We start from the raw sequence: 17676 nt of genomic DNA, 5'->3' as shown, positions 1-17676 counted from the left end.
CAGGCGGATCGCCCGACGATCCGCCCTCCTCCGGCACGACTTACGCCAGCGTCGACAGCAGGCTGCTCGCCGTCGATTCTTCCGAACGGCCGTAAGCCTGAACCAGTTGCATGATGCGTTGCATGACCTGGGTTTCGTCACTGGCGGCCTGCTGCGTCGCGCTCGTCAACGTGCTGCTGCCCGACTGCTCTTCCTTGTAGGCCATGGCTTCCTTGAAGCTGACCTTGCCGTCGCCATCGGTGTCGGCCGCCTCGAAGTTGGAAACGATGTCGGAAATGAGGCCGGCGCGGGCGCTGTCGGAGTCGCCGATTTCTTCCAGCTGGCTTTCCAGTTCTTCCTGGGTGAAGCCGACATCCCTGGTCGGCGGCGGCTGCAGCGCCGTAGCGGCAGCCTGGGCCTGCGCGGTGCTATCGGTTTCGTCCGCTTGCTCGTTCTTGTAGGCCATCGCCTCCTGGAAACTGACCTTGCCGTCGCTGTCGGTATCGGCCGCCTCGAAATTGGCGACGATGTCGGAAATCAGGCTGGCGCGATCGCTGTCGGAATCGCCGATTTCTTCCAGTTGAGCGGTCAGCTCGTCCTCGGTGAAACCTTCGTCGTTCGGCGGCGGCGGGGGCGGCATGCCGCCGGCCATACCCTGCGGCCCCTGGCCGGCCATGCCCTGCATGCGCATCTGGGTGAACTGGCTTTCCAGTTCCTGCTGCAACTGGCTCAGGGTACTGGAAAACTCGCTTTCGGTGACCTTGCCGTCGCTGTCGCCGTCGAGCACGGCAAAGACATCGGCGATGGCGCTTTCGTCGCTCTCGCCGATGGCGCTGAACGCCGACGCAAAGTCGCTTTTCTCGAGGTAGCCCTGCCCCTTGCTGTCGAGGCGGGAGAATAACTGGCTCAATGAGGAGGTATTGCTGACACCGCTGATCATGATGAACTCCTGGAAAACGGTTGATGAGATCGAAATGGATTTCGACGGCCTCTTCCAGTGCAATTTATCGGCCAACAAGGCGAGAAATTGGCGGCGAAGCGGGTTAAAGCGGGTAAAAACTCGTCAAGAAATCAGCCTCACCCCCGGTTTTATCCCGAATTTCGTGCAAGAAACCGGACTTTTCCGGCCGAAATGCCGTGCCGGCAAAAATTGCCGGCAACCCGGCAAGGGCGCGTAAAAGCCTGTAAAAACAGCGCCATGGCGCGCCGGCAATGGCTATCATGCGGGCTCGAACTGAATTTCCGGAGCAAGAAAATGGCGGCCGTGCTGCTGATCGACGACGATGTGGAACTGGCCGGCATGCTGGCCGACTACCTGCGCCGCGACGGCTTCACCGTGACCCTCGCCCACGATGGCGAAAGCGGTGTCCAGGCGGCGCTTTCCGGACAGTTCGCGATCGCCGTGCTCGACGTGATGATGCCGGGCATCTCCGGTATCGAAGCCTTGCGCCGCATCCGCGCGGCGAGCCCGCTGCCGGTGCTGATGCTGACCGCGCGCGGCGACGACATGGACCGCATCGTCGGCCTCGAACTCGGCGCCGACGACTACGTGCCCAAGCCCTGCCTGCCGCGCGAACTGGCGGCCCGGCTGCGGGCGATCCTGCGCCGCGGCACGGCCAGCGCCGACCCGCAGGCGGAAATCAGCGTCGGCCCGCTCAGTCTGCAACCGGCGCAGCGCCGCGTACACTGGCGCGGCCAGCCGGTCGAACTGACCAGCACCGAGTTCAACCTGCTCGAGGTGCTGGCGCGCCATGCCGGCCGCACCGTCGCCAAGGACGAATTGTCGCAGCAGGCGCTGGGTCGCCCGTTGGCGCGTTACGACCGCAGCATCGACGTCCATCTGTCGAGCATCCGGCAGAAGCTGGGGCCGCTCGACGACGGCCGCTCGCCGATCCAGACGGTATTCCGCCAGGGCTACCAGATGCTCGCCGGCTGACCATGGGCCGCCTGTTCTGGAAGTTCTTCCTGATCGTCTGGCTGGCGCAACTGGCGGCGGTGCTCGCCACTGGCGCGATTTTCTGGGCGGAACGGCGGAACATGGAGGCGCGTTTCGCCGAACGCCAGACGCCGCCCGTGCCGCCGGGTGCCTTCGGCCCGCCCGGCGAACCGCCACCGTTCGGCCGGCCGGGCGAAGTGCCCCCGCCCTTTCCCGGCTCGCGCAAGCCGCCGCTGCCCTGGTTGCATATCGTCACCGGTCTCCTCGCCAGCCTTGCTGCGGCCGCCGGCATCGCCTGGTACGTTTCCCGTCCGGTACGCCGCCTGAAACGGGCTTTCGCCGCCGCCAGCGAAGGCGACCTCAGCCTGCGCATCGGCCCGGCGATGGGTCGGCGGCGCGACGAACTGGCCGATCTCGGCCGCGATTTCGACCGCATGAGCGAACGCCTGCACAGCCTGCTCGACGCGCAGACGCGGCTGCTGCACGACGTCTCGCACGAACTGCGCTCGCCGCTGGCGCGGCTGCACGCGGCGATCGGCCTGGCCCGCCAGGAACCGGCACGCTTCGAGGAAACGATGAACCGCCTCGAGCGCGAAGGCGAGCGGATGAATCTGCTGGTCGGCGAACTGCTCACGCTGTCCCGCCTCGAGGCCGGCGTCCAGGGCAAGACCGAGGTCTTCGAAGTGGACGAGCTGATCGCCGGGCTGGTCGAGGATGCCCGGCTGGAAGCGGCAGCGCGCGCCCAGATCGTCGAGGTCGAGGAAAGCCACGGCCTGCGCGTGCGCGCCAACCCGGAACTGCTGCACCGGGCGATCGAGAACGTCGTGCGCAATGCACTGAAGCACTCGCCGGACGGCGGCACGATCCGCATCGTCAGTTGCAAGATCGGCGAGCGGCGCTGCCGAATCAGCGTCATCGACCCCGGCCCCGGCGTTCCGGAGGACGAACTCCGCTTCATCTTCGAGCCCTTCCGCCGTGCCCGCAACGCCGTTGGCAACGGTCACGGCCTCGGCCTGGCGATCGCCCGCCGGGTGATGAGCTCGATCGACGGCACGATCACCGCCGCCAACCTCGCCGGCGGCGGCTTCCGCGTCGACCTGGAACTGCCGCTCGCCGGCTGACGCCGTTCAGCGCACGAAGCGGCGGCTTTCCCGGGTCACTTCGTCGAGCAACGGGGTAGCGCCGGCGACAATGCTGTCGCGCGCGCCGCGCTCGACCGGGTTGTCGTTCTCGTCAAACACGCTGTAGCGGAAATAATCGCTGCCGGTGAAGGGGAAGGTGATCTTGTTCCGGCCGTCGTCGATGCCCATGTAGTTGTACTCGCCGAAGACGAAGTAGGGCAGTTCGCGCTCAAGCGGGTCGGCGGAGCTGTAGCTGCGCGACGGCTGGTCAACGCCGAGCGCGGCGAGCAGAGTCGGTGCCACCTGCAGGTGCGAGGTGCGGTGCGTCACCACCGCCGGTGCGACGCCGGGGCGCCACAGCACCAGCGGCACCCGTACCTGCTCCTCGGGGAAGGTGTTGCCGTGGCCATGGCCCCAGCGGCCCTTTTCCATGAACTCCTCGCCATGATCGCCGGTGAACAGCAGCACCGTCTGATCGAGCATGCCGGTCTTCTCGAGATGTTCGAGCAGGCGGCCGACCTGGGCGTCGATGTGATGGGCGGCGTTGATGTAGCGGTTGTGGATGCCGCCGATGTTGTTGCGCAGATCGAGGTCGATGTAGTTCATGTCGCGCAGGTAGTCGCTGCGCAGCGCCTGATCCTCGGGAAAAGTGTACGGCGCGTGCGTGGACTCGAAGAACATGAAGCCGAAGAAGGAGCGGCGCGGATCGCGTCGTTCCAACTTGGCGGTGAGGTCGTCGATGTTGCGGATGTCGCGCTGCCAGGGTTCGCCGGTCTTGATTTCCTGCAGACTGCTTTCCGGCACGCCGGAAAACAAGGTGTGGCGCAGTTCCGGGTAGTCGAAACTCTGGCTGGTATGGGCGGCGATCTGGTAATGGTGCTCGCGCAGCACGTTCATCAGGACCGGCGCCGTGCGCTGCTTCTCGAAACTGTACCAATAGGGCGCATAGACCCCGTAGAACAGCGAGAAGAGTCCCATCCGGGTGCGGTTGCCGCCGCTGTAGTGGTTTTCGTAGCGGGTCGCGCGTTGCGAGAATTTCCACAGGTTGGGCGTGATTTCCGGGTCGAGCAGATCCCAGCGGAAGGATTCAGCGACCAGGACGATGACGTTGCTCGGCTTCAGGTGGCTGCTGTCGATGGCGGTTCCGGGATAGACCACGTCGCCGCCGGCCAGGCGCAGGGATTGCAGCGCGCGGCGCTCGACCCCCAGCTTCTCGAACAGGTTCTTGCTGCTGGTGCGCAGGTGGAAGGGAATGGCATCGGCCGCCGCCAGCAGTTCTTCCTGGCCGGTATGGACGCTGTAGGCGAAGACCACTTCCTCGCCGGCCAGCAGGCCGCAGAGGACAAAGCCGGCGACCGCCGCCGGACGCGCCGGGAACTGCCAGCCGAGCTGGCGGTAACGGTGCAGGCCCCACATCGCCGCCAGGTTGGCGAGGACGATGGCGCTCACCTGGATCGCCACCGTCACCTCGGTGGACGCCGTCGCGCCGAGCGCGGCGACGCCACCCGGCGTCGTCAGCAGGTTCCAGACGAAACCGTTGAAGTGATACTGATAAAGCGAATACAGGCGGTAATCGGCGTACATCGCCAGCAACACCAGGCTGCCGCCAACGACCGCGGCACCGGCCAGCAAGGGCTGGCGATAAGCCAGGCGGCGGGGCAGCAGCGAAAGCAGGAGGCAGGGCAGCGCGGCGGCCGCCAGGTAGAGACCGGCGTAGGCGGCGCTGGCGGCCAATGCGAAGCCCCAGGCAGCGCCGCCGCGGATCGTCACTTCCGGCCAGAACAGCGCCACCATGCAGAACAGCGCGACATAGAGCAGCGCGAAATAACGGCGCAGAACGCCGGCGACTTCAAGAGCGGACATCAGTACCTCGTAACAGCGCCGGAAAATCCCGTGACCTTGCCCCCGGCGCCGGAGGAACAGGCCATAACCCGAATGAAATGTGACTCAGGCCTGCTTGCGCAGCGTGTATACCCGCCACATCGCGTAGCCGGGCAGGAAATCGTGATGACCGAGGATGGAGAAGCCGGCGGCGGCGAACTCACCTTCGATCGTCGCCACCGGGACGACGAAGCGGTTGCGGTTTTCGTTGCCGCCGCGCGCCGCGCGCCGGGCTTCGAGCTTGCGGCGGCGCCAGGCCTTGTAGTTGCCATCGACCCACAGCGAAACGATCACCGTGTCGCGGGCGACGCGATGGAACTCGCGCAGCATCGCCAGCCGGTGTTCCGGCTCGGCGATGTGATGCAGCAGGCGCATGCAGAAGATGCAGTCGACGGCGCCGTCGTCGAGATCGATGGCGAAGGCCGAGGTACGGAAGGTATGGACGCGGCCGGCGATTTCCGGCGGCTGCAGGCTGCGCGCCACCTCAAGCATGTGCGGCGAATTGTCGGCGGCCAGGATGACGCGGTTCGGATGTTCGCCGAGCAGCGACCAGAAGCGGCCGGCGCCACAGGGAAGGTCGAGCACCAGCCCGGGCTCGCCGGCCAGTTGCAGGGCACGCCGGGCGAGCTGGCGGTCGCGCCAGTCGGAAAGGCGGCGGGCGAGGCCGGCACGATGTTTGTGGAAATACTGCAGCGCATGCGCGCTGTCGTACTTGTTCGAGAACTCGAGTTCGATCGGAGAAGACGGTTTCATGGTCGCGCACGGGATTGATGATGGCGACAACGATAAGCGGCAGGGCGTCAAGCCACCGTCAAAAGCCTGTCAAAAAAGCGTGAAATCAGGCTTGCAGGCGAACGACGAAGCAACTGCCGCCGCCTTCCAGATTGAACGCCTCGATCTGCCATCCCTGCTGCTCGCAGACCCGGCGGACCAGCGACAGGCCGAGCCCGAGGCCCTCGCCGCGCGCCCCGCGACCGCGGACGAAAGGCTGGAACAGGCGCTCCCGTTCGGCCGGCGCGATGCCCGGCCCAGTATCCTCGACGCGAAAACCGTCGGCTTCGAGAATCAGGCGAATCTCGCCACTCTCCGTGTAGTGCACGGCGTTGCGCAGCAGGTTGCCCATCACCACGCGCAGCAGGGTCGGGTGCCACAGCCCGGGCAGTTCGCCGTCGTTGCGCCGAACAAAAACGAGACCGCGGGCGGCGATTTCCTCCTGCCAGACCTCGCCTTGTTCGTCGGCCATCGCCGCCAGACTGACGCCCTCGTCGGGCGCCAGGCGGGCGCCCTGGGCGCGCGCCAGTTCGAGGAAGACCTCGATCAGCGACTGCATTTCCGCCGCCGCCCGGGCGATCCGCTCGACCTGACGGCGGGCGCGCTCGGACAGTTCGCCGCGCAGCAGCAGTTCGGCGGAAGTGCCGACGATCATCAGCGGCGTGCGCAGTTCGTGACTGACGTCGCTGGTGAACAGGCGCTCGCGGTCGATCGCCACGCGCAACTGGCTGAAGGCGAGATCGAAGGCCATCGCCAGCTGGCCCAGTTCGTCGTCGCTGTAATCGGCGGCCAGCGGCGGCGCCAGCACTACCATCTGGTCGCGCCCGCGCACCTGGCCGGCCAGCCGGATCACCGGGTCGATCACCCGGCGCACGGTCAGCCGGCCGATCAGCAGCGCCAGCGCGATGGCAAGCAGGAAGCCGGCGGCCACCGCCTTGTACAGCATCTGTTCGCGCGCTTCGAAAGCGTCCTGGTTGCGGGCGAGAATGAAACGGTGGCCATCGATGCTGCTTTCCAGGACATGCCAGGCGCCGGTCCCGGTGACGATTTCCTGGTAGCCGGGATGCAGTTCGCCAAGAACCGGCGGCAACGGCTGGGCTTTCAGGCTTGGCACATAGAGGGCACTGCCGCCGCTGAGGTCGGGAATCCGCCCTTCGGTCAGGTAGACCGTCTCGACCATTGCCATCTCGTCGCGCATTTCGTCGCCGATCAGGTCTTCCTCGACCATCTGGACGACGGCGATGATCGCCCAGGCATTGATGCCGGCGATCAGCGCCGTCAACAACATGAAGGAGAGCAGGATGCGCCGGGCCAGCGGTTGCTTGTCAGGCATTCGCTTCTTCCCCGAGACGGTAGCCGACGCCATGCACGGTATGCAGCAGCGGCCGCGGGAAAGGCTTGTCCACCGCCTGCCGCAGCAGGTGCAGGTGGCTGCGCAGGCTGTCGCTGGCCGGCGGATCGTCACCCCAGAGCGCCGTTTCCAGCGCTTCCCGGCGGACGACGCCGGGACTCTTGCGCATCAGCGTCTCGAGCAGCTTGAGGCAGGCCGGATTGAGCCGCAACGGCTGGCCGGCGCGGCTGGCCCGCCAGGTGTCGAGATCGAGCACCAGATCGGCGACCTGCAGACGCTGACTGGCGCCGCGCGCGCGACGCAGGATCGCCTCGATGCGCGCGTCGAGTTCGGCCAGCGCGAAAGGCTTCACCAGGTAATCGTCGGCGCCGCTGCGCAAGCCCTGCAGGCGGTCGTCGAGGGCGTCGCGAGCGGTGAGCATGATCACCGGCACCTGGCAGCCGGCTTCGCGCAGGCTGCGGCAGAGCTGGTAGCCGTCCATGCCGGGCAGCATGATGTCGAGGACGATCAGGTCGTAGTGCCCGGTCAGTGCCAGATGCAGCCCGCCCGGCCCGTTGCGCGCGCAATCGACAAGATGACCGGCGGCTTCGAGGTAGTCGATGATGTTGGCGAGAATATCCGAGTTGTCTTCGACGATCAGCAGACGCATGCGCTTGGAACTTCCGGGTGGAGAAGGGAGAGTATAGCGACGGCGGCTGAATCGCGCCTTAATGCCGCTCGTCCGTCAGGGCAGCGGGGTTTGGTTAACGAATTTTTGACAATCCGTTCACGCGCCATTGACGTTGCCCATCGCAGACTGCGCGCCGTCCCAGACTTTCCGCTCAGCCGATGCCGTTCTTCCGCCACGCCCAACCCCGCTTCCTCGCGCTCGTCCTCGCCAGCTGGCTGCTGGTCTTCTCCCTGATCCGCGGCCTCCTGCTCGCCACCCATTTCGCCGAGGCCGACGCCGGTCTCCTGGCGATCCTGCGCCTGTTCGGCGTCGGCGCCGTGTACGACCTGGCCTTTCTGGTCTATGCCGCGCTGCCGCTCGCCCTCTACCTGCTGCTCTGCCCGGAACGCCTGTGGCGCAGTCGCGGCCACCGCGCCTTCCTGCTCGTCCTGACCGGCATCGCTTTCTTCGCCATGCTCTTCGTCGCCGCCGCCGAGTGGCTGTTCTGGGACGAATTCGGCGTCCGCTTCAATTTCATCGCCGTCGATTACCTGGTCTATTCCAAGGAAGTCGTCGACAACATCGTCGAGTCCTACCCGGTCTATCGCCTGCTCGGCGTGCTGGCCATCGTCGCCGGCGTCGCCACGCTGGCGCTCAAGCGGCTGCTCATCGCCAGCTTCGACGCACCGTCGCTGCCGCGCCGTCAGGCGGCACTGGCCTTCGCCGGCCTGCTGCTGGCCGCCGGCCTCAACCTCGCCGTGGTCGGCCAGTCCTTCCCGCACGGCGAAGGCGGCAACGTCTACCAGCGCGAACTGGCGAGCAATGGCCCGTTCCAGTTCTTCGCCGCCTTCCGCAACAACGAACTCGACTACCGCCAGTTCTACGCCACGCTGCCCGACGCCGAAGCCGGCGCCCTGCTGCGCACCGAAGTCGCCGAGCCCAACGCCCGTTTCCTCGGCGACCACCCGCTCGACATCCGCCGCGCCATCGACAACCCGGGCCCGGAACGCCATCGCAACATCGTCCTCGTCACCATCGAAAGCCTCAGCGCCAAGTACCTCGGCAGCTTCGGCGACCAGCGCGGACTGACCCCGAACCTCGACGCCCTGCGCGGCGAAAGCCTGTTCTTCAGCAACTTCCGGGCAACCGGCACGCGCACCGACCGCGGCCTGGAAGCGATCACCCTGTCGATGCCGCCCACCCCCGGCCGCTCCATCGTCAAGCGCCAGGGCCGCGAAAGCGGCTACGCCAGCCTCGGCCAGCAACTCACCGCGCGCGGCTACGACAGCGTCTTCGTCTACGGCGGACGCGGCTATTTCGACAACATGAACGCCTTCTTCAGCGGCAACGGTTACCGCATCGTCGACCAGAGCAGCGTCCCGGAAAACGAGATGAGCTTCCAGAACGCCTGGGGCATGGCCGACGAGGACATCTACCGGCAGGCGCTGAAGATCGGCGACCAGGACCACGCCGCCGGCAAGCCCTTCTTCCTGCAGTTGATGACGACCTCCAACCACCGCCCCTACACCTACCCGGACGGCCGCATCGACATTCCCTCGGGTGACGGCCGCGAGGGCGCCGTCAAATACACCGACCACGCCATCGGCCAGTTCCTCGAACAGGCCCGTGGCAAGCCGTGGTTCGCCGACACCGTCTTCGTCTTCGTCGCCGACCACACCGCCGGCAGCGCCGGCTACGAGGACCTGCCGGTGGCCAACTACCACATCCCGCTGTTCATCTACGCGCCGGGCTTGATCAAACCACGCGAAATGACCGGGCTGGCCAGCCAGATCGACCTGGCGCCGACCCTGCTCGGCCTGCTCGGCATCGATTACGAATCGACCTTCTACGGCCGTAACCTGCTCCTTGACCCGCAACGTCCGGGCCGCGCGGTGATCGGCAACTACCAGCACCTCGGCCTGTTCGACGGCAACGACCTCGCCATCCTCAGCCCGCGCCGCAGCATGCGCCGCCACGACGACGCGCTCGGCGAAAGCCTGGAAAGGCGGGCCAGTGCCGACGACCCGCTGATCCGCCGCGACATCGCCTACTACCAGGGGGCGAGCCACGCCTTCCGCAACGGCCTGCTCGCCTGGCGGCCGCTGAGCACCGCTGGCGATGCGACCGGCCGCTGACCCCGCGCCGTCCCGCCCCTTCGCCTTCGGGTTCTGGCTGGGCCTGCCGCTGGCAGCGATGGGGCTGTTGCTGAGTGTCGATCCGGCACCGCTCGACTTCTGGATCGCCGGACATTTCTACGTTCCGGGCAGCGGCTTCGTTGCCCGCGACAATTACTGGCTGGAAACCCTCCTGCACGACTGGGCGAAAACGGCGGTCATCGTTTTCGTGCTGACCCTGGCCGCCGCCCTCGCCGCCAGCGCGCGGCTGGCCGCCCTGCGCTCCTGGCGCGGTCCGCTCGCCTATGCGCTGCTGGCGATCGCCCTGTCGACAGCGGTCGTACCGCCGCTCAAGGTGATCAGCGCGGTGCAGTGTCCGTGGGATCTCAGCGACTTCGGCGGCAACGAGACCTTCTCGCCCCTGCTAGCGGCCCGGTCACCGACCGCCCATCCCGGGCGCTGCTGGCCGGGCGGCCACGCCTCAAGCGGCTTTTCGCTGCTCGCGCTGTTCTTCGCCCTGCGCGACCGCCGACCGCGCCTGGCCCGGGGCCTGCTGGTCGGCGCCCTGGCCTTTGGCAGCCTGCTCGCCGCCGGGCGCATGATGCAGGGCGCCCATTTCCTGTCGCACAACCTGTGGACGCTGCTGCTCGACTGGAGCATCTGCCTGCTCGTCTATCGCTTCACCCTCTACCGCCCCGCCCGCTCGCCGGCAGCGCGGAGCACGCGAGCGGCGAGCGGAATCCAGGCCGGAGCGACCTGAAAGACGGCTCTCAGCGCATCTGGAAAGCTTCTTGGTGGAAGCGCAGGCCTGAGCCGCTCAACCCTTGCCGCAGCGCATGAGCCAGGCCGGCCGGGCCGCAGAACCAGACGTCGGCGGTGCTCTCGCCGCCGGCCAGCAGGCGGGTCGCGTCGAGCGTCTCGCCCTGCGCCGCGCCGTGGATGCTCAGGCGGATACCGGGCAGTCCGGCGCACAGCGCTTGCAGGCGGTCGACCAGCGGGTCGGTGGCGCGGTCGCGGGTGCAGTAATGCAGTTCGGCCTGCACCGGTTCTGGTGCCTCGCGCTGTGCTTCCAGCCAGGCCAGGAAGGGCGTCACGCCGATGCCGCCGGCCACCCACAACTGGCGCGCTTGCGGTCGCCGGCGGGCGAGGTCGAAACGGCCGTAGGGGCCTTCGATGACCACCGGCGCGCCGACCAGCAAGGTCGCCCGCAGGCGGCGGGTGTAGTCGCCGAGCGCCTTGATGCAGAACTCGACGCTGCCGTCGCCACGGTCGGCGCTGGCGATGGTGAAGGGGTGCGAGCCTTCGTTGTCGTCGAAGCTGACCAGCGCGAACTGTCCCGCCCGGTGCCCCGGCCAGCCGGCGGCGAGCTGGCAGCGTACGCGCAGCAGGTCGCTGCCGAGCAGCTCGATTTCGGCCACCTTGCCGCTCACCCGGTGCTCGCGCCCGATATTGGCGAGCAGGGCGCGCAGCGCGCCATAGCAGCCGGCGGCGACGAGCGGCGCAAGCAGCAGGCCGAGCGGCTGCGTCCAGTAGTCGGCAGGCGCCAGCAGGACTGCATGAAAGGCGAGCACCAGGTAGATCACCGGCATCGCCCGGTGCAGGAAACGCCACGGACGATAGGGGAAACGCTGCCACAGGGTCAGCACGATCAGCGCGATGACGACGTAGAAGCCCCATTCGCCGAGGTCCTCGGCCAGATCGCGGAGGCGGTCGAGAACATTGCCGAACTGCTCCTTGGGCACCCGTCCGCTGCGCCCGATCGACGATTTGAGGATGTCGTCGGACATTTCGACCAGCCAGTGCAAGATGGCGAAACTGCCGCCGAGGATGCCCGCCCACTTGTGCGTGCGATAGACGCGGTCCATGCCGCCGAGCGGCGTTTCCAGCCAGGCCGGCCGGCTCGCCAGGTAGGTGGCGAGCGACATCAGACCGATGGCGAGAACGCCGCTCAGGTAGAGCAGTTCCTGGCGCGCCACCCACCACGGATGGGCGTCGGTCGGCGCGGCATTGTAGACATCCCAGCCCCAGGCAAGGCCGAGAGCGGACAGCAGGACGACGAGCAGCAGCTTCATGGCTTGGCGCCTCCCGCCGGCGCCGCCGGCAGGTCGTCGCGACAGCGCCGCTGGTTGCATTCGCGGCCGTCGGCCGGCTGCACCACCCGCTCGCGCGGTACGCCTTCGGCGCGGCCGGCGCCGAGCGCCTCGCCGCTGCGGCCGTCGAAGTAGAGCTTGCGCCGCTCGCCGTTACGGTCGGTAACACGCACTTCGTAACGCCCGTGTTCGCGCTCGATCTCCTCGATGTTGCGATAACCGGCGGCTTCCAGCCGGCTGACCAGTGCCGGGATGGGCAACCAGCCGGCGTCGCTGCGCTCGCCGTGACGGTCACGATGTTCGTCGGCCAGCGCGCTGCCGACGACGACGCACCCCAGAGTCAGCGCCAGCACGAAGCGGCGCGGGAATTTGCTGATCTGCATGAGTCTTTCCTCCTGAGTTGACGGCGAACGGCCCGTCAATCCTCGTAGTAGCCGAGTTCGGCGTCGGCGTGGCAAGCCACGCAATTGGCCTTGGTCCGCACGTCCTTGTGGCGCCATTCCCAGTCCGGCACCTCGCGGTGCTCGCGCACCCACTTCGGCAGCTTGGTGATGCGCTGCGGTGCGCTGGCCGGGTTGACGCCGCGCATCAGCTTGGCGCCGTAACGGCTGCCGCCGGTATCGGCGGCATTGGCCACCAGGTAGGCGGAAATCTTCTGGGCGATGGCCGGGTTGACCGTGGCGTTGTCGCCGAAGTGGCGGTCGAGCTCGCCCATCATCTTCTGCCACGAGGCCGCCGGCAGCATCGCCGCCGGGAAGGCGAGATGGCAGCTGCCGCACTCTTCCTTGACCACGGCATCCTTGACCGGCGGGTAGTAATGGCCGCCGCCAGCCTGGGCGCTGCTATAGACCAGGGCGGAAAAACCGAGCGCCAGCAGCGACAGGACGACCGGACGGATAGGGAGTTTCATGGCGTTCTCCTGAGCCTCAGCGACTGGCGACGAAGCTCAGCCAGTCGCCCTTTTCCTGGGCGGTGCAAGCGCGGCCGAGGACTTCGTCGCAATTGCGCTTGAACCATTTCTCGACCTTGGCCGGGTCAGCGTAACGCCCCGGCGACACGGAAAGCGCTACTGGATCGATACGCTTGCCGCTGCGTGCCTGGCCGGCGGCGCGCGGGTCCTTGCCGTGGCAGGTGGCGCAGGCCGGCGTATCGGGCTTGCCGAGGCCGAATTCGGTGAAATACAGCTTCTCGCCGCGGGCGGCGGAGAAGCCGGTGAAGCCCGGGGTTTCCGCCTTGGCGGCGGTGGCGTAGCGGGCCAACTGATCTTCGAGGGCGCCGGCACTGGCGGCCAGCGGCAGGGCGGCGACGATGAGCGAGAGGATGAGACGGCGGGACATCTGGCAATACTCCTGAGTCGGTGACGATGCAGCGCACTGTGCCCGACAGCGCCTGAATGAAAGCTGAAGAGCACATTCAGCCGGGATTCATCGCCTGGCGACGAGGATGAGCGCCATTACCAACCGGGAGCCCGTCATGCCGAACCGTCTTTTCATCCTGCTGCTGTTCGTCAGCGCCGGCGCCTTTGCCGCCGACGCCGCCGATCCGGCGGCAGCGTCCGCCAGCGGCGACCCCTGCCCCGCCATCCGCGCCCGCATCGCCGCCCAGAACGGCGTCCTCAGCCAACCCGACAGCGTCCTGCTCAAGGAAGTCGGCAGCCACCAGGAATGCCGCTTCACCCGTGCCGAGGTCTATCGCGCCGGTTTCGGCGAACGCCCCCCGGCGCCGGCCGAGCACCACAATCGGCGCTGGCACGACGACGATGACGACTGAGGCACGTTCAGGCGAGATTCAGCTTGCCCGGCGTAAAACGATAGGCGGGGAATGAAGAAAGCCTGTATCCGGTCATGGCGGGCACGCCGCCCGCGTGACATCATTCTGATCGTGAAGGAGTGCATCATGTCCGAACGTAATTTCCGCAGCGCCCTGCTGGCCGCCCTCTTCTGCCTCGCCGGCAACATCGTCCAGGCCGCCGAACCGGCCACCGTCACCGCCCAGCAATTGATGACGCAGGAAGAGCGCGTCGAACAACGCAACAAGATGCGTGCCGCCAAGACCGACGAAGAACGCGCTGCAGTCCGCGCCGAAAACCACCAGCGGATGAGCGAACGCGCCGCGGCGCAGGGCAAGGTGCTGGTCCCGGTCAATCCGCAGGGACCGCAGCAAGCCGGCGGTCGCCGCGGCCAGGGTCCGGGCGCCGGTCCGGGTGCCGGTCGCGGCATGGGTGCCGGGCAAGCTCCCCAGTAAGCGCCCATGTCTACCGCCTGCCGCCGCGCCCTGCTCGGGCTTGCCCTCGCCCTGACGCTGATCGCGCCGGCCGTCGCCGACGGCCGCCAGGACCACGAGGTGGCGCGGCGGGCGCTGGCGGCCGGCGAAATCCTGCCGCTCGGCGTCGTCCTCGAACGGATCGGCCGCGAACACCGCGGCGAAGTCCTCGAAGTCGAACTGGAGCACGACGACGACCGCTGGACCTACGAAGTGAAGATGCTGCGCCGCGACGGCGGCATCAACAAGCTGATCGTCGACGCCCGCGACGGTCGTCTGCTCGAAATCAAGGGGCGCCACGGGCGCCGGGGAGGTCGTGACTGATGCGCATCCTGCTGGTCGAAGACGAACCGACACTGAACCTGCAGATCGGCCGCAGCCTGCGCGCTGAAGGCTATATCGTCGAAGTCGCCGTCAATGGACGGGACGCGCTGCACTTGGGCAACGAGGAGGATTTCGACGCGGTCGTGCTCGACCTCGGCCTGCCGCTGCTCGACGGCATCTCGGTACTCAAGCGCTGGCGCGCCAACGGCCGCGGCATGCCGGTGCTGATCCTGACCGCGCGCGGCGACTGGCACGAACGCGTCGCCGGCATCGACGCCGGCGCCGACGACTACCTGGTCAAACCCTTCCACATGGAAGAACTGGCCGCCCGCCTGCGCGCGCTGATCCGCCGCGCCGCCGGCCAGGCCGGCAACGAACTGCGTTGCGGGCCAATCACTCTGGATCTGCGCGGCGCCCGCGTCTGCCTCGACGGCCAACCGCTGACGCTGACCAGCCACGAGTTCCGCGTCCTCGCCTACCTGATGCAGCGGCGCGGCCAGGCCGTCACCCGCGGCGAACTGTCCGAGCACGTCTATCCGCTCGACAGCGAGCGCGACTCCAACACCATCGAGGTTTTCGTCGGCCGCCTGCGCAAGAAACTGCCGGCCGGCATGATCGAAACCCTGCGCGGCCTCGGCTACCGGATGAACGACACGCCATGACCCGGCGCGGCGCCTCGCTGCGTTTCCGCCTGTTGGCCGGTACCCTGGCCTGGATGCTGGCGACCGTCGCCCTCGCCGGCTGGTGGCTGCAGGGCATGTTCGAGGAACACCTGGCCCGCCAGTTCCGCGCCGAACTGACGATCCATCTCAACCAGCTGGCCGCCAATCTCGAACTGACCCCGGACGGCCAACCGACCCTCAGCCGGCCGCTCAGCGATCCGCGCCTCGAACGTCCCTACGCCGGTCTTTACTGGCAGGTCGACCGGATGCCCGAGGCCGGCGCCGGGAACGGCAAACGCGGCGCGCTGCGCTCGCGCTCGCTGTGGGACGCCGAACTGAACGTTCCCGGCGACCAGCTCAACGACGGCGAGCGTCACGAACACCGGGTAAGCGGGCCGCAAGGCGAAAGGCTGCGCATGATCGAACAGGTCCTGCTACCGGCCGAACGTCCCGAGATGGCGCTGCGCCTGATCGTCGCCGCCGACGAAGCCTTGCTCGCCGAGCCGGTCGAGCGCTTCCGCGGCCTGCTGCTGGCCGCCCTTGCCCTGCTTGCCGGCGGCCTGGCGATTGCCGCGGTGATCCAGGTCCATGCCGGGCTGCGCCCGCTCAAGCGCCTACGCAACGAACTGACGCGGCTGCGCGACGGCGAACAGGCCAGCCTGGGCAGCGACCATCCGAGCGAAGTGCAACCGCTGGTCGATGAACTGAACTCGCTGCTGCAGCGCAATGCCGAATTCGTCGAACGCGCCCGCAGTCAGGCCGGCAATCTGGCGCACGCGGTGAAAACGCCGCTGGCGGTGATGGCCAACGCCGCCGCCGGCGAAACCGGTGAATTTGCCGACCTGGTCGACGCCCAGGTCGCAGCCGCCCGCGCCCAGATCGACCACCACCTGGCCCGCGCCCGCGTTGCCGCGGCGGCCCAGGGCAAGGGACGGCGCTGTGCGGTCGGGCCGGTGATCGAAGGCCTGTTGCGGGCGATGCAGCACATCCACGCGGAACGCCAGGTTGACTTCTCGTTCGCGGCCGGCGGCAACCCGCAGTTTCGCGGGGAAGCACAGGATCTCCAGGAGATGCTCGGCAACCTGCTCGACAACGCCGGCAAATGGGCCAGGCACCGGGTCGAGGTGAGTTGCGGCAACGACGGCGAGACGCTGCGCATCGACATCGACGACGACGGTCCGGGGATCGCCGCCGCCGACCGGGCGCTGCTCCTGCAACGCGGCCAGCGCGGCGACGAACGGGTGCCCGGCAGCGGCCTCGGACTGTCCATCGTCGACGAACTGGCCGGCCTCTACGGCGGCCGCCTCGAACTGCTCGATTCGCCGCTCGGCGGCCTCAGGGCGCGCCTCAGCCTGGGCGCCGCGCGCTCGGTCGATTAATCGAACTTGCCGTCGTCGAGCCGGAACGGCAGTTTGGCGCCGACCTGGTCGAAGCGCAGGATCTTCTTCCCCTTGTGTTCCTTGAGAAAGTCGGCGGCGTCTTCCGGCGTCGCCAGCGGCACGAACTCGTGCCCCATCGGCCCGTAGACATCCGAACCGATGACGTAGAGCGCCCGCCGGGCGTCGATCCGCTCCAGGTTGTAGAAATCGGTGACGTGGATGGCGGCGATTTCCTGCGCCCGGTGACCGGGCGCGTACTTGGCCAGGTCGGAGAGGAACTTGAACATGTCCTTGGCGCCGTCGAAGAAATGGGCATGCCCGTCCTTCCACGTGACGACGGCGATCCAGTTCGGGTATTTCGAGACGACCATGCCGCATACCGGGCAAAGATCCATCTTGCCCGGCATCGGCACTTTCTGGGCGAAGCTGCTGCCCACCCAGAAAGCCGGGGCCAGCGCGATGAAGCGGCGCCGGCTGATCATCCGTGCTGCATTTCCATGGCGCGGCGGCGACGTTCGGCGCGGTTCTTGCGGATCATCGTGACGTCGTCGGCCATGCCGAGATAGCTTTCACGCAGCGCGTCGTTGAAGCTGACCAGCGTACCGCCGTGCTTGGCCTGGAATTCCTTGGCCACCTCGAGCGAAGCGAACGAGTGCTTGCTCTTCTTGGTCATCGCGTGTTTGAGGTCGGCACCGAGCAGATAGGTCAGCTTGTCGACCGGCAGCAGCGGCCGCGGCTCGGCGCTGGCGGCGAAGTCCGGCCCCCAGATTTCCTTCGGTTCGCGGTCGATGTTCAGGCTCAGACTGAGCGCCAGGCAGTGGATCGAGCAGACGCCGTCGGCCAGGTCGTCGGAGTACTGGACCAGCATCCGGGTCTTGTTGTGCTCCTTGCGGTCCATGCCGCAATACGGGCACTTCGGGTATTTCTCGATGTCGTTGTCGAGCGGCTTGGTGTCCGGCGCCTTTTTCGGGATGAACTGGTTGGGCGTGCCGTCGCTCTGGCAGCTTTCGGCTTGCGCCACCGAAGGCAGGGCGGCCGAGGCAAAGCCGGCCAGCGCGGACAGTTTGAGCATTTCACGACGTTTCATCTTGGCTCCTCGAAGGGCGGTAAATAAGCGTTCCATGTTAACGCCCGACCCGGCGCCCGGGGTGCGACAT

At 67.4% G+C, this 17676-nt stretch carries 21 protein-coding genes; 10 read left to right on the top strand and 11 right to left on the bottom strand.

Features of this window, described 5'->3' with window-relative positions; all coding sequences use genetic code 11:
* Positions 1-40: 40 nt before the first annotated feature.
* Positions 41-919, bottom strand: coding sequence for an EF-hand domain-containing protein (locus AC0KWY_RS18925; protein WP_474027035.1), 879 nt, complete (start codon positions 917-919; stop codon positions 41-43).
* Here AC0KWY_RS18925 and AC0KWY_RS18920 point away from each other — a divergent pair.
* The 3 genes from AC0KWY_RS18920 to AC0KWY_RS18910 all read left to right on the top strand — a co-directional run bounded on the left by AC0KWY_RS18920 (position 900) and on the right by AC0KWY_RS18910 (position 3036).
* Entirely contained in the window at positions 900-1157 is a 258-nt protein-coding gene (locus AC0KWY_RS18920; RefSeq protein WP_474027034.1) for a hypothetical protein, read from the top strand. The genes AC0KWY_RS18925 and AC0KWY_RS18920 overlap by 20 nt on opposite strands.
* A gap of 77 nt (positions 1158-1234) precedes the next feature.
* Entirely contained in the window at positions 1235-1915 is a 681-nt protein-coding gene (locus tag AC0KWY_RS18915) for a response regulator transcription factor (RefSeq protein ID WP_474027033.1), read from the top strand.
* A 2-nt stretch (positions 1916-1917) separates the two neighbouring features.
* Positions 1918-3036, top strand: a complete 1119-nt coding sequence (locus AC0KWY_RS18910) for a sensor histidine kinase (RefSeq protein ID WP_474027032.1) — start codon at positions 1918-1920, stop codon at positions 3034-3036.
* 6 nt (positions 3037-3042) lie between these two features.
* On the opposite strand, the gene AC0KWY_RS18905 is transcribed toward AC0KWY_RS18910, so the two are convergent.
* The 4 genes from AC0KWY_RS18905 to AC0KWY_RS18890 form a co-directional block, all read right to left on the bottom strand.
* Positions 3043-4899, bottom strand: coding sequence for a sulfatase-like hydrolase/transferase (locus AC0KWY_RS18905; RefSeq protein WP_474027031.1), 1857 nt, complete (start codon positions 4897-4899; stop codon positions 3043-3045).
* 84 nt (positions 4900-4983) lie between these two features.
* Entirely contained in the window at positions 4984-5670 is a 687-nt protein-coding gene (locus tag AC0KWY_RS18900; RefSeq protein WP_474027030.1) for a class I SAM-dependent methyltransferase, read from the bottom strand.
* A gap of 85 nt (positions 5671-5755) precedes the next feature.
* Positions 5756-7021, bottom strand: a complete 1266-nt coding sequence (locus AC0KWY_RS18895; protein WP_474027029.1) for a sensor histidine kinase — start codon at positions 7019-7021, stop codon at positions 5756-5758.
* The gene (locus AC0KWY_RS18890; RefSeq protein WP_474027028.1) at positions 7014-7688 is read right to left on the bottom strand and encodes a response regulator transcription factor; all 675 of its coding nucleotides are present in this window, start codon (positions 7686-7688) and stop codon (positions 7014-7016) included. Before AC0KWY_RS18890 ends, AC0KWY_RS18895 begins: the two co-directional genes overlap by 8 nt.
* A 179-nt stretch (positions 7689-7867) precedes the next feature.
* On the opposite strand from AC0KWY_RS18890, the gene AC0KWY_RS18885 reads away from it, so the two are divergent.
* Both AC0KWY_RS18885 and AC0KWY_RS18880 read left to right on the top strand, forming a co-directional pair.
* Positions 7868-9823 (top strand): LTA synthase family protein, encoded by a 1956-nt coding sequence (locus tag AC0KWY_RS18885; protein ID WP_474027027.1) that lies wholly within the window; start codon positions 7868-7870, stop codon positions 9821-9823.
* The gene (locus tag AC0KWY_RS18880) at positions 9807-10562 is read left to right on the top strand and encodes a phosphatase PAP2 family protein (RefSeq protein ID WP_474027026.1); all 756 of its coding nucleotides are present in this window, start codon (positions 9807-9809) and stop codon (positions 10560-10562) included. Before AC0KWY_RS18885 ends, AC0KWY_RS18880 begins: the two co-directional genes overlap by 17 nt.
* Before the next feature lie 10 nt (positions 10563-10572).
* Here the strand turns inward: AC0KWY_RS18880 and AC0KWY_RS18875 are convergent, their stop codons facing one another.
* Genes AC0KWY_RS18875 through AC0KWY_RS18860 form a run of 4 tightly spaced genes read right to left on the bottom strand, consistent with a single transcriptional unit; the run spans position 10573 to position 13229 of the window.
* Positions 10573-11874 carry a ferredoxin reductase family protein gene (locus tag AC0KWY_RS18875; RefSeq protein WP_474027025.1) on the bottom strand — a complete coding sequence of 434 codons (1302 nt, stop codon included), beginning with the start codon at positions 11872-11874 and terminating at the stop codon, positions 10573-10575.
* Complete coding sequence (locus tag AC0KWY_RS18870) at positions 11871-12275, bottom strand: PepSY domain-containing protein (protein ID WP_474027024.1); 405 nt, start codon at positions 12273-12275, stop codon at positions 11871-11873. The genes AC0KWY_RS18875 and AC0KWY_RS18870 overlap by 4 nt, the downstream gene beginning before the upstream one ends.
* A 35-nt stretch (positions 12276-12310) precedes the next feature.
* Positions 12311-12802, bottom strand: a complete 492-nt coding sequence (locus AC0KWY_RS18865) for a diheme cytochrome c (protein WP_474027023.1) — start codon at positions 12800-12802, stop codon at positions 12311-12313.
* 16 nt (positions 12803-12818) lie between these two features.
* Positions 12819-13229, bottom strand: coding sequence for a DUF1924 domain-containing protein (locus tag AC0KWY_RS18860; RefSeq protein WP_474027022.1), 411 nt, complete (start codon positions 13227-13229; stop codon positions 12819-12821).
* Positions 13230-13365: 136 nt separating this feature from the next.
* On the opposite strand from AC0KWY_RS18860, the gene AC0KWY_RS18855 reads away from it, so the two are divergent.
* From AC0KWY_RS18855 to AC0KWY_RS18835, 5 genes are all read left to right on the top strand, one after another.
* Positions 13366-13662 (top strand): hypothetical protein, encoded by a 297-nt coding sequence (locus tag AC0KWY_RS18855; protein WP_474027021.1) that lies wholly within the window; start codon positions 13366-13368, stop codon positions 13660-13662.
* A 126-nt stretch (positions 13663-13788) separates the two neighbouring features.
* Positions 13789-14136, top strand: coding sequence for a hypothetical protein (locus AC0KWY_RS18850; RefSeq protein WP_474027020.1), 348 nt, complete (start codon positions 13789-13791; stop codon positions 14134-14136).
* Positions 14137-14142: 6 nt separating this feature from the next.
* Complete coding sequence (locus AC0KWY_RS18845; protein ID WP_474027019.1) at positions 14143-14478, top strand: PepSY domain-containing protein; 336 nt, start codon at positions 14143-14145, stop codon at positions 14476-14478.
* Positions 14478-15140 carry a response regulator transcription factor gene (locus AC0KWY_RS18840; RefSeq protein WP_474027018.1) on the top strand — a complete coding sequence of 221 codons (663 nt, stop codon included), beginning with the start codon at positions 14478-14480 and terminating at the stop codon, positions 15138-15140. The genes AC0KWY_RS18845 and AC0KWY_RS18840 overlap by 1 nt, the downstream gene beginning before the upstream one ends.
* On the top strand, positions 15137-16519 hold the full coding sequence (locus AC0KWY_RS18835) for a sensor histidine kinase (RefSeq protein WP_474027017.1): 1383 nt from the start codon (positions 15137-15139) through the stop codon (positions 16517-16519). Before AC0KWY_RS18840 ends, AC0KWY_RS18835 begins: the two co-directional genes overlap by 4 nt.
* Here the strand turns inward: AC0KWY_RS18835 and AC0KWY_RS18830 are convergent.
* A complete protein-coding gene (locus AC0KWY_RS18830; RefSeq protein WP_474027016.1) occupies positions 16516-17001 on the bottom strand; it encodes a nitrous oxide reductase accessory protein NosL in 486 nt (161 codons plus the stop codon). The genes AC0KWY_RS18835 and AC0KWY_RS18830 overlap by 4 nt on opposite strands.
* Positions 16998-17606: a nitrous oxide reductase accessory protein NosL gene (locus AC0KWY_RS18825; RefSeq protein ID WP_474027015.1), complete on the bottom strand. Its 609-nt coding sequence runs from the start codon at positions 17604-17606 to the stop codon at positions 16998-17000. Before AC0KWY_RS18825 ends, AC0KWY_RS18830 begins: the two co-directional genes overlap by 4 nt.
* Positions 17607-17676: the final 70 nt, after the last annotated feature.

The sequence above is a fragment of the Azonexus sp. MM2026_4 genome, assembly GCF_055901855.1.
Note: the sequence above shows the minus strand (reverse complement) of the source record. Positions and strands in the feature narration are given on the sequence as shown.

Coding starts and splice junctions, on each gene's coding strand:
- AC0KWY_RS18835 (WP_474027017.1), top strand. CDS start 15,137: ATGACCCGGCGCGGCGCCTCGCTGCGTTTCCGCCTGTTGGCCGGTACC.
- AC0KWY_RS18830 (WP_474027016.1), bottom strand. CDS start 17,001: ATGATCAGCCGGCGCCGCTTCATCGCGCTGGCCCCGGCTTTCTGGGTG.
- AC0KWY_RS18890 (WP_474027028.1), bottom strand. CDS start 7,688: ATGCGTCTGCTGATCGTCGAAGACAACTCGGATATTCTCGCCAACATC.
- AC0KWY_RS18900 (WP_474027030.1), bottom strand. CDS start 5,670: ATGAAACCGTCTTCTCCGATCGAACTCGAGTTCTCGAACAAGTACGAC.
- AC0KWY_RS18845 (WP_474027019.1), top strand. CDS start 14,143: ATGTCTACCGCCTGCCGCCGCGCCCTGCTCGGGCTTGCCCTCGCCCTG.
- AC0KWY_RS18925 (WP_474027035.1), bottom strand. CDS start 919: ATGATCAGCGGTGTCAGCAATACCTCCTCATTGAGCCAGTTATTCTCC.
- AC0KWY_RS18825 (WP_474027015.1), bottom strand. CDS start 17,606: ATGAAACGTCGTGAAATGCTCAAACTGTCCGCGCTGGCCGGCTTTGCC.
- AC0KWY_RS18905 (WP_474027031.1), bottom strand. CDS start 4,899: ATGTCCGCTCTTGAAGTCGCCGGCGTTCTGCGCCGTTATTTCGCGCTG.
- AC0KWY_RS18855 (WP_474027021.1), top strand. CDS start 13,366: ATGCCGAACCGTCTTTTCATCCTGCTGCTGTTCGTCAGCGCCGGCGCC.
- AC0KWY_RS18895 (WP_474027029.1), bottom strand. CDS start 7,021: ATGCCTGACAAGCAACCGCTGGCCCGGCGCATCCTGCTCTCCTTCATG.
- AC0KWY_RS18910 (WP_474027032.1), top strand. CDS start 1,918: ATGGGCCGCCTGTTCTGGAAGTTCTTCCTGATCGTCTGGCTGGCGCAA.
- AC0KWY_RS18860 (WP_474027022.1), bottom strand. CDS start 13,229: ATGTCCCGCCGTCTCATCCTCTCGCTCATCGTCGCCGCCCTGCCGCTG.
- AC0KWY_RS18885 (WP_474027027.1), top strand. CDS start 7,868: ATGCCGTTCTTCCGCCACGCCCAACCCCGCTTCCTCGCGCTCGTCCTC.
- AC0KWY_RS18840 (WP_474027018.1), top strand. CDS start 14,478: ATGCGCATCCTGCTGGTCGAAGACGAACCGACACTGAACCTGCAGATC.
- AC0KWY_RS18870 (WP_474027024.1), bottom strand. CDS start 12,275: ATGCAGATCAGCAAATTCCCGCGCCGCTTCGTGCTGGCGCTGACTCTG.
- AC0KWY_RS18915 (WP_474027033.1), top strand. CDS start 1,235: ATGGCGGCCGTGCTGCTGATCGACGACGATGTGGAACTGGCCGGCATG.
- AC0KWY_RS18875 (WP_474027025.1), bottom strand. CDS start 11,874: ATGAAGCTGCTGCTCGTCGTCCTGCTGTCCGCTCTCGGCCTTGCCTGG.
- AC0KWY_RS18880 (WP_474027026.1), top strand. CDS start 9,807: ATGCGACCGGCCGCTGACCCCGCGCCGTCCCGCCCCTTCGCCTTCGGG.
- AC0KWY_RS18850 (WP_474027020.1), top strand. CDS start 13,789: ATGTCCGAACGTAATTTCCGCAGCGCCCTGCTGGCCGCCCTCTTCTGC.
- AC0KWY_RS18865 (WP_474027023.1), bottom strand. CDS start 12,802: ATGAAACTCCCTATCCGTCCGGTCGTCCTGTCGCTGCTGGCGCTCGGT.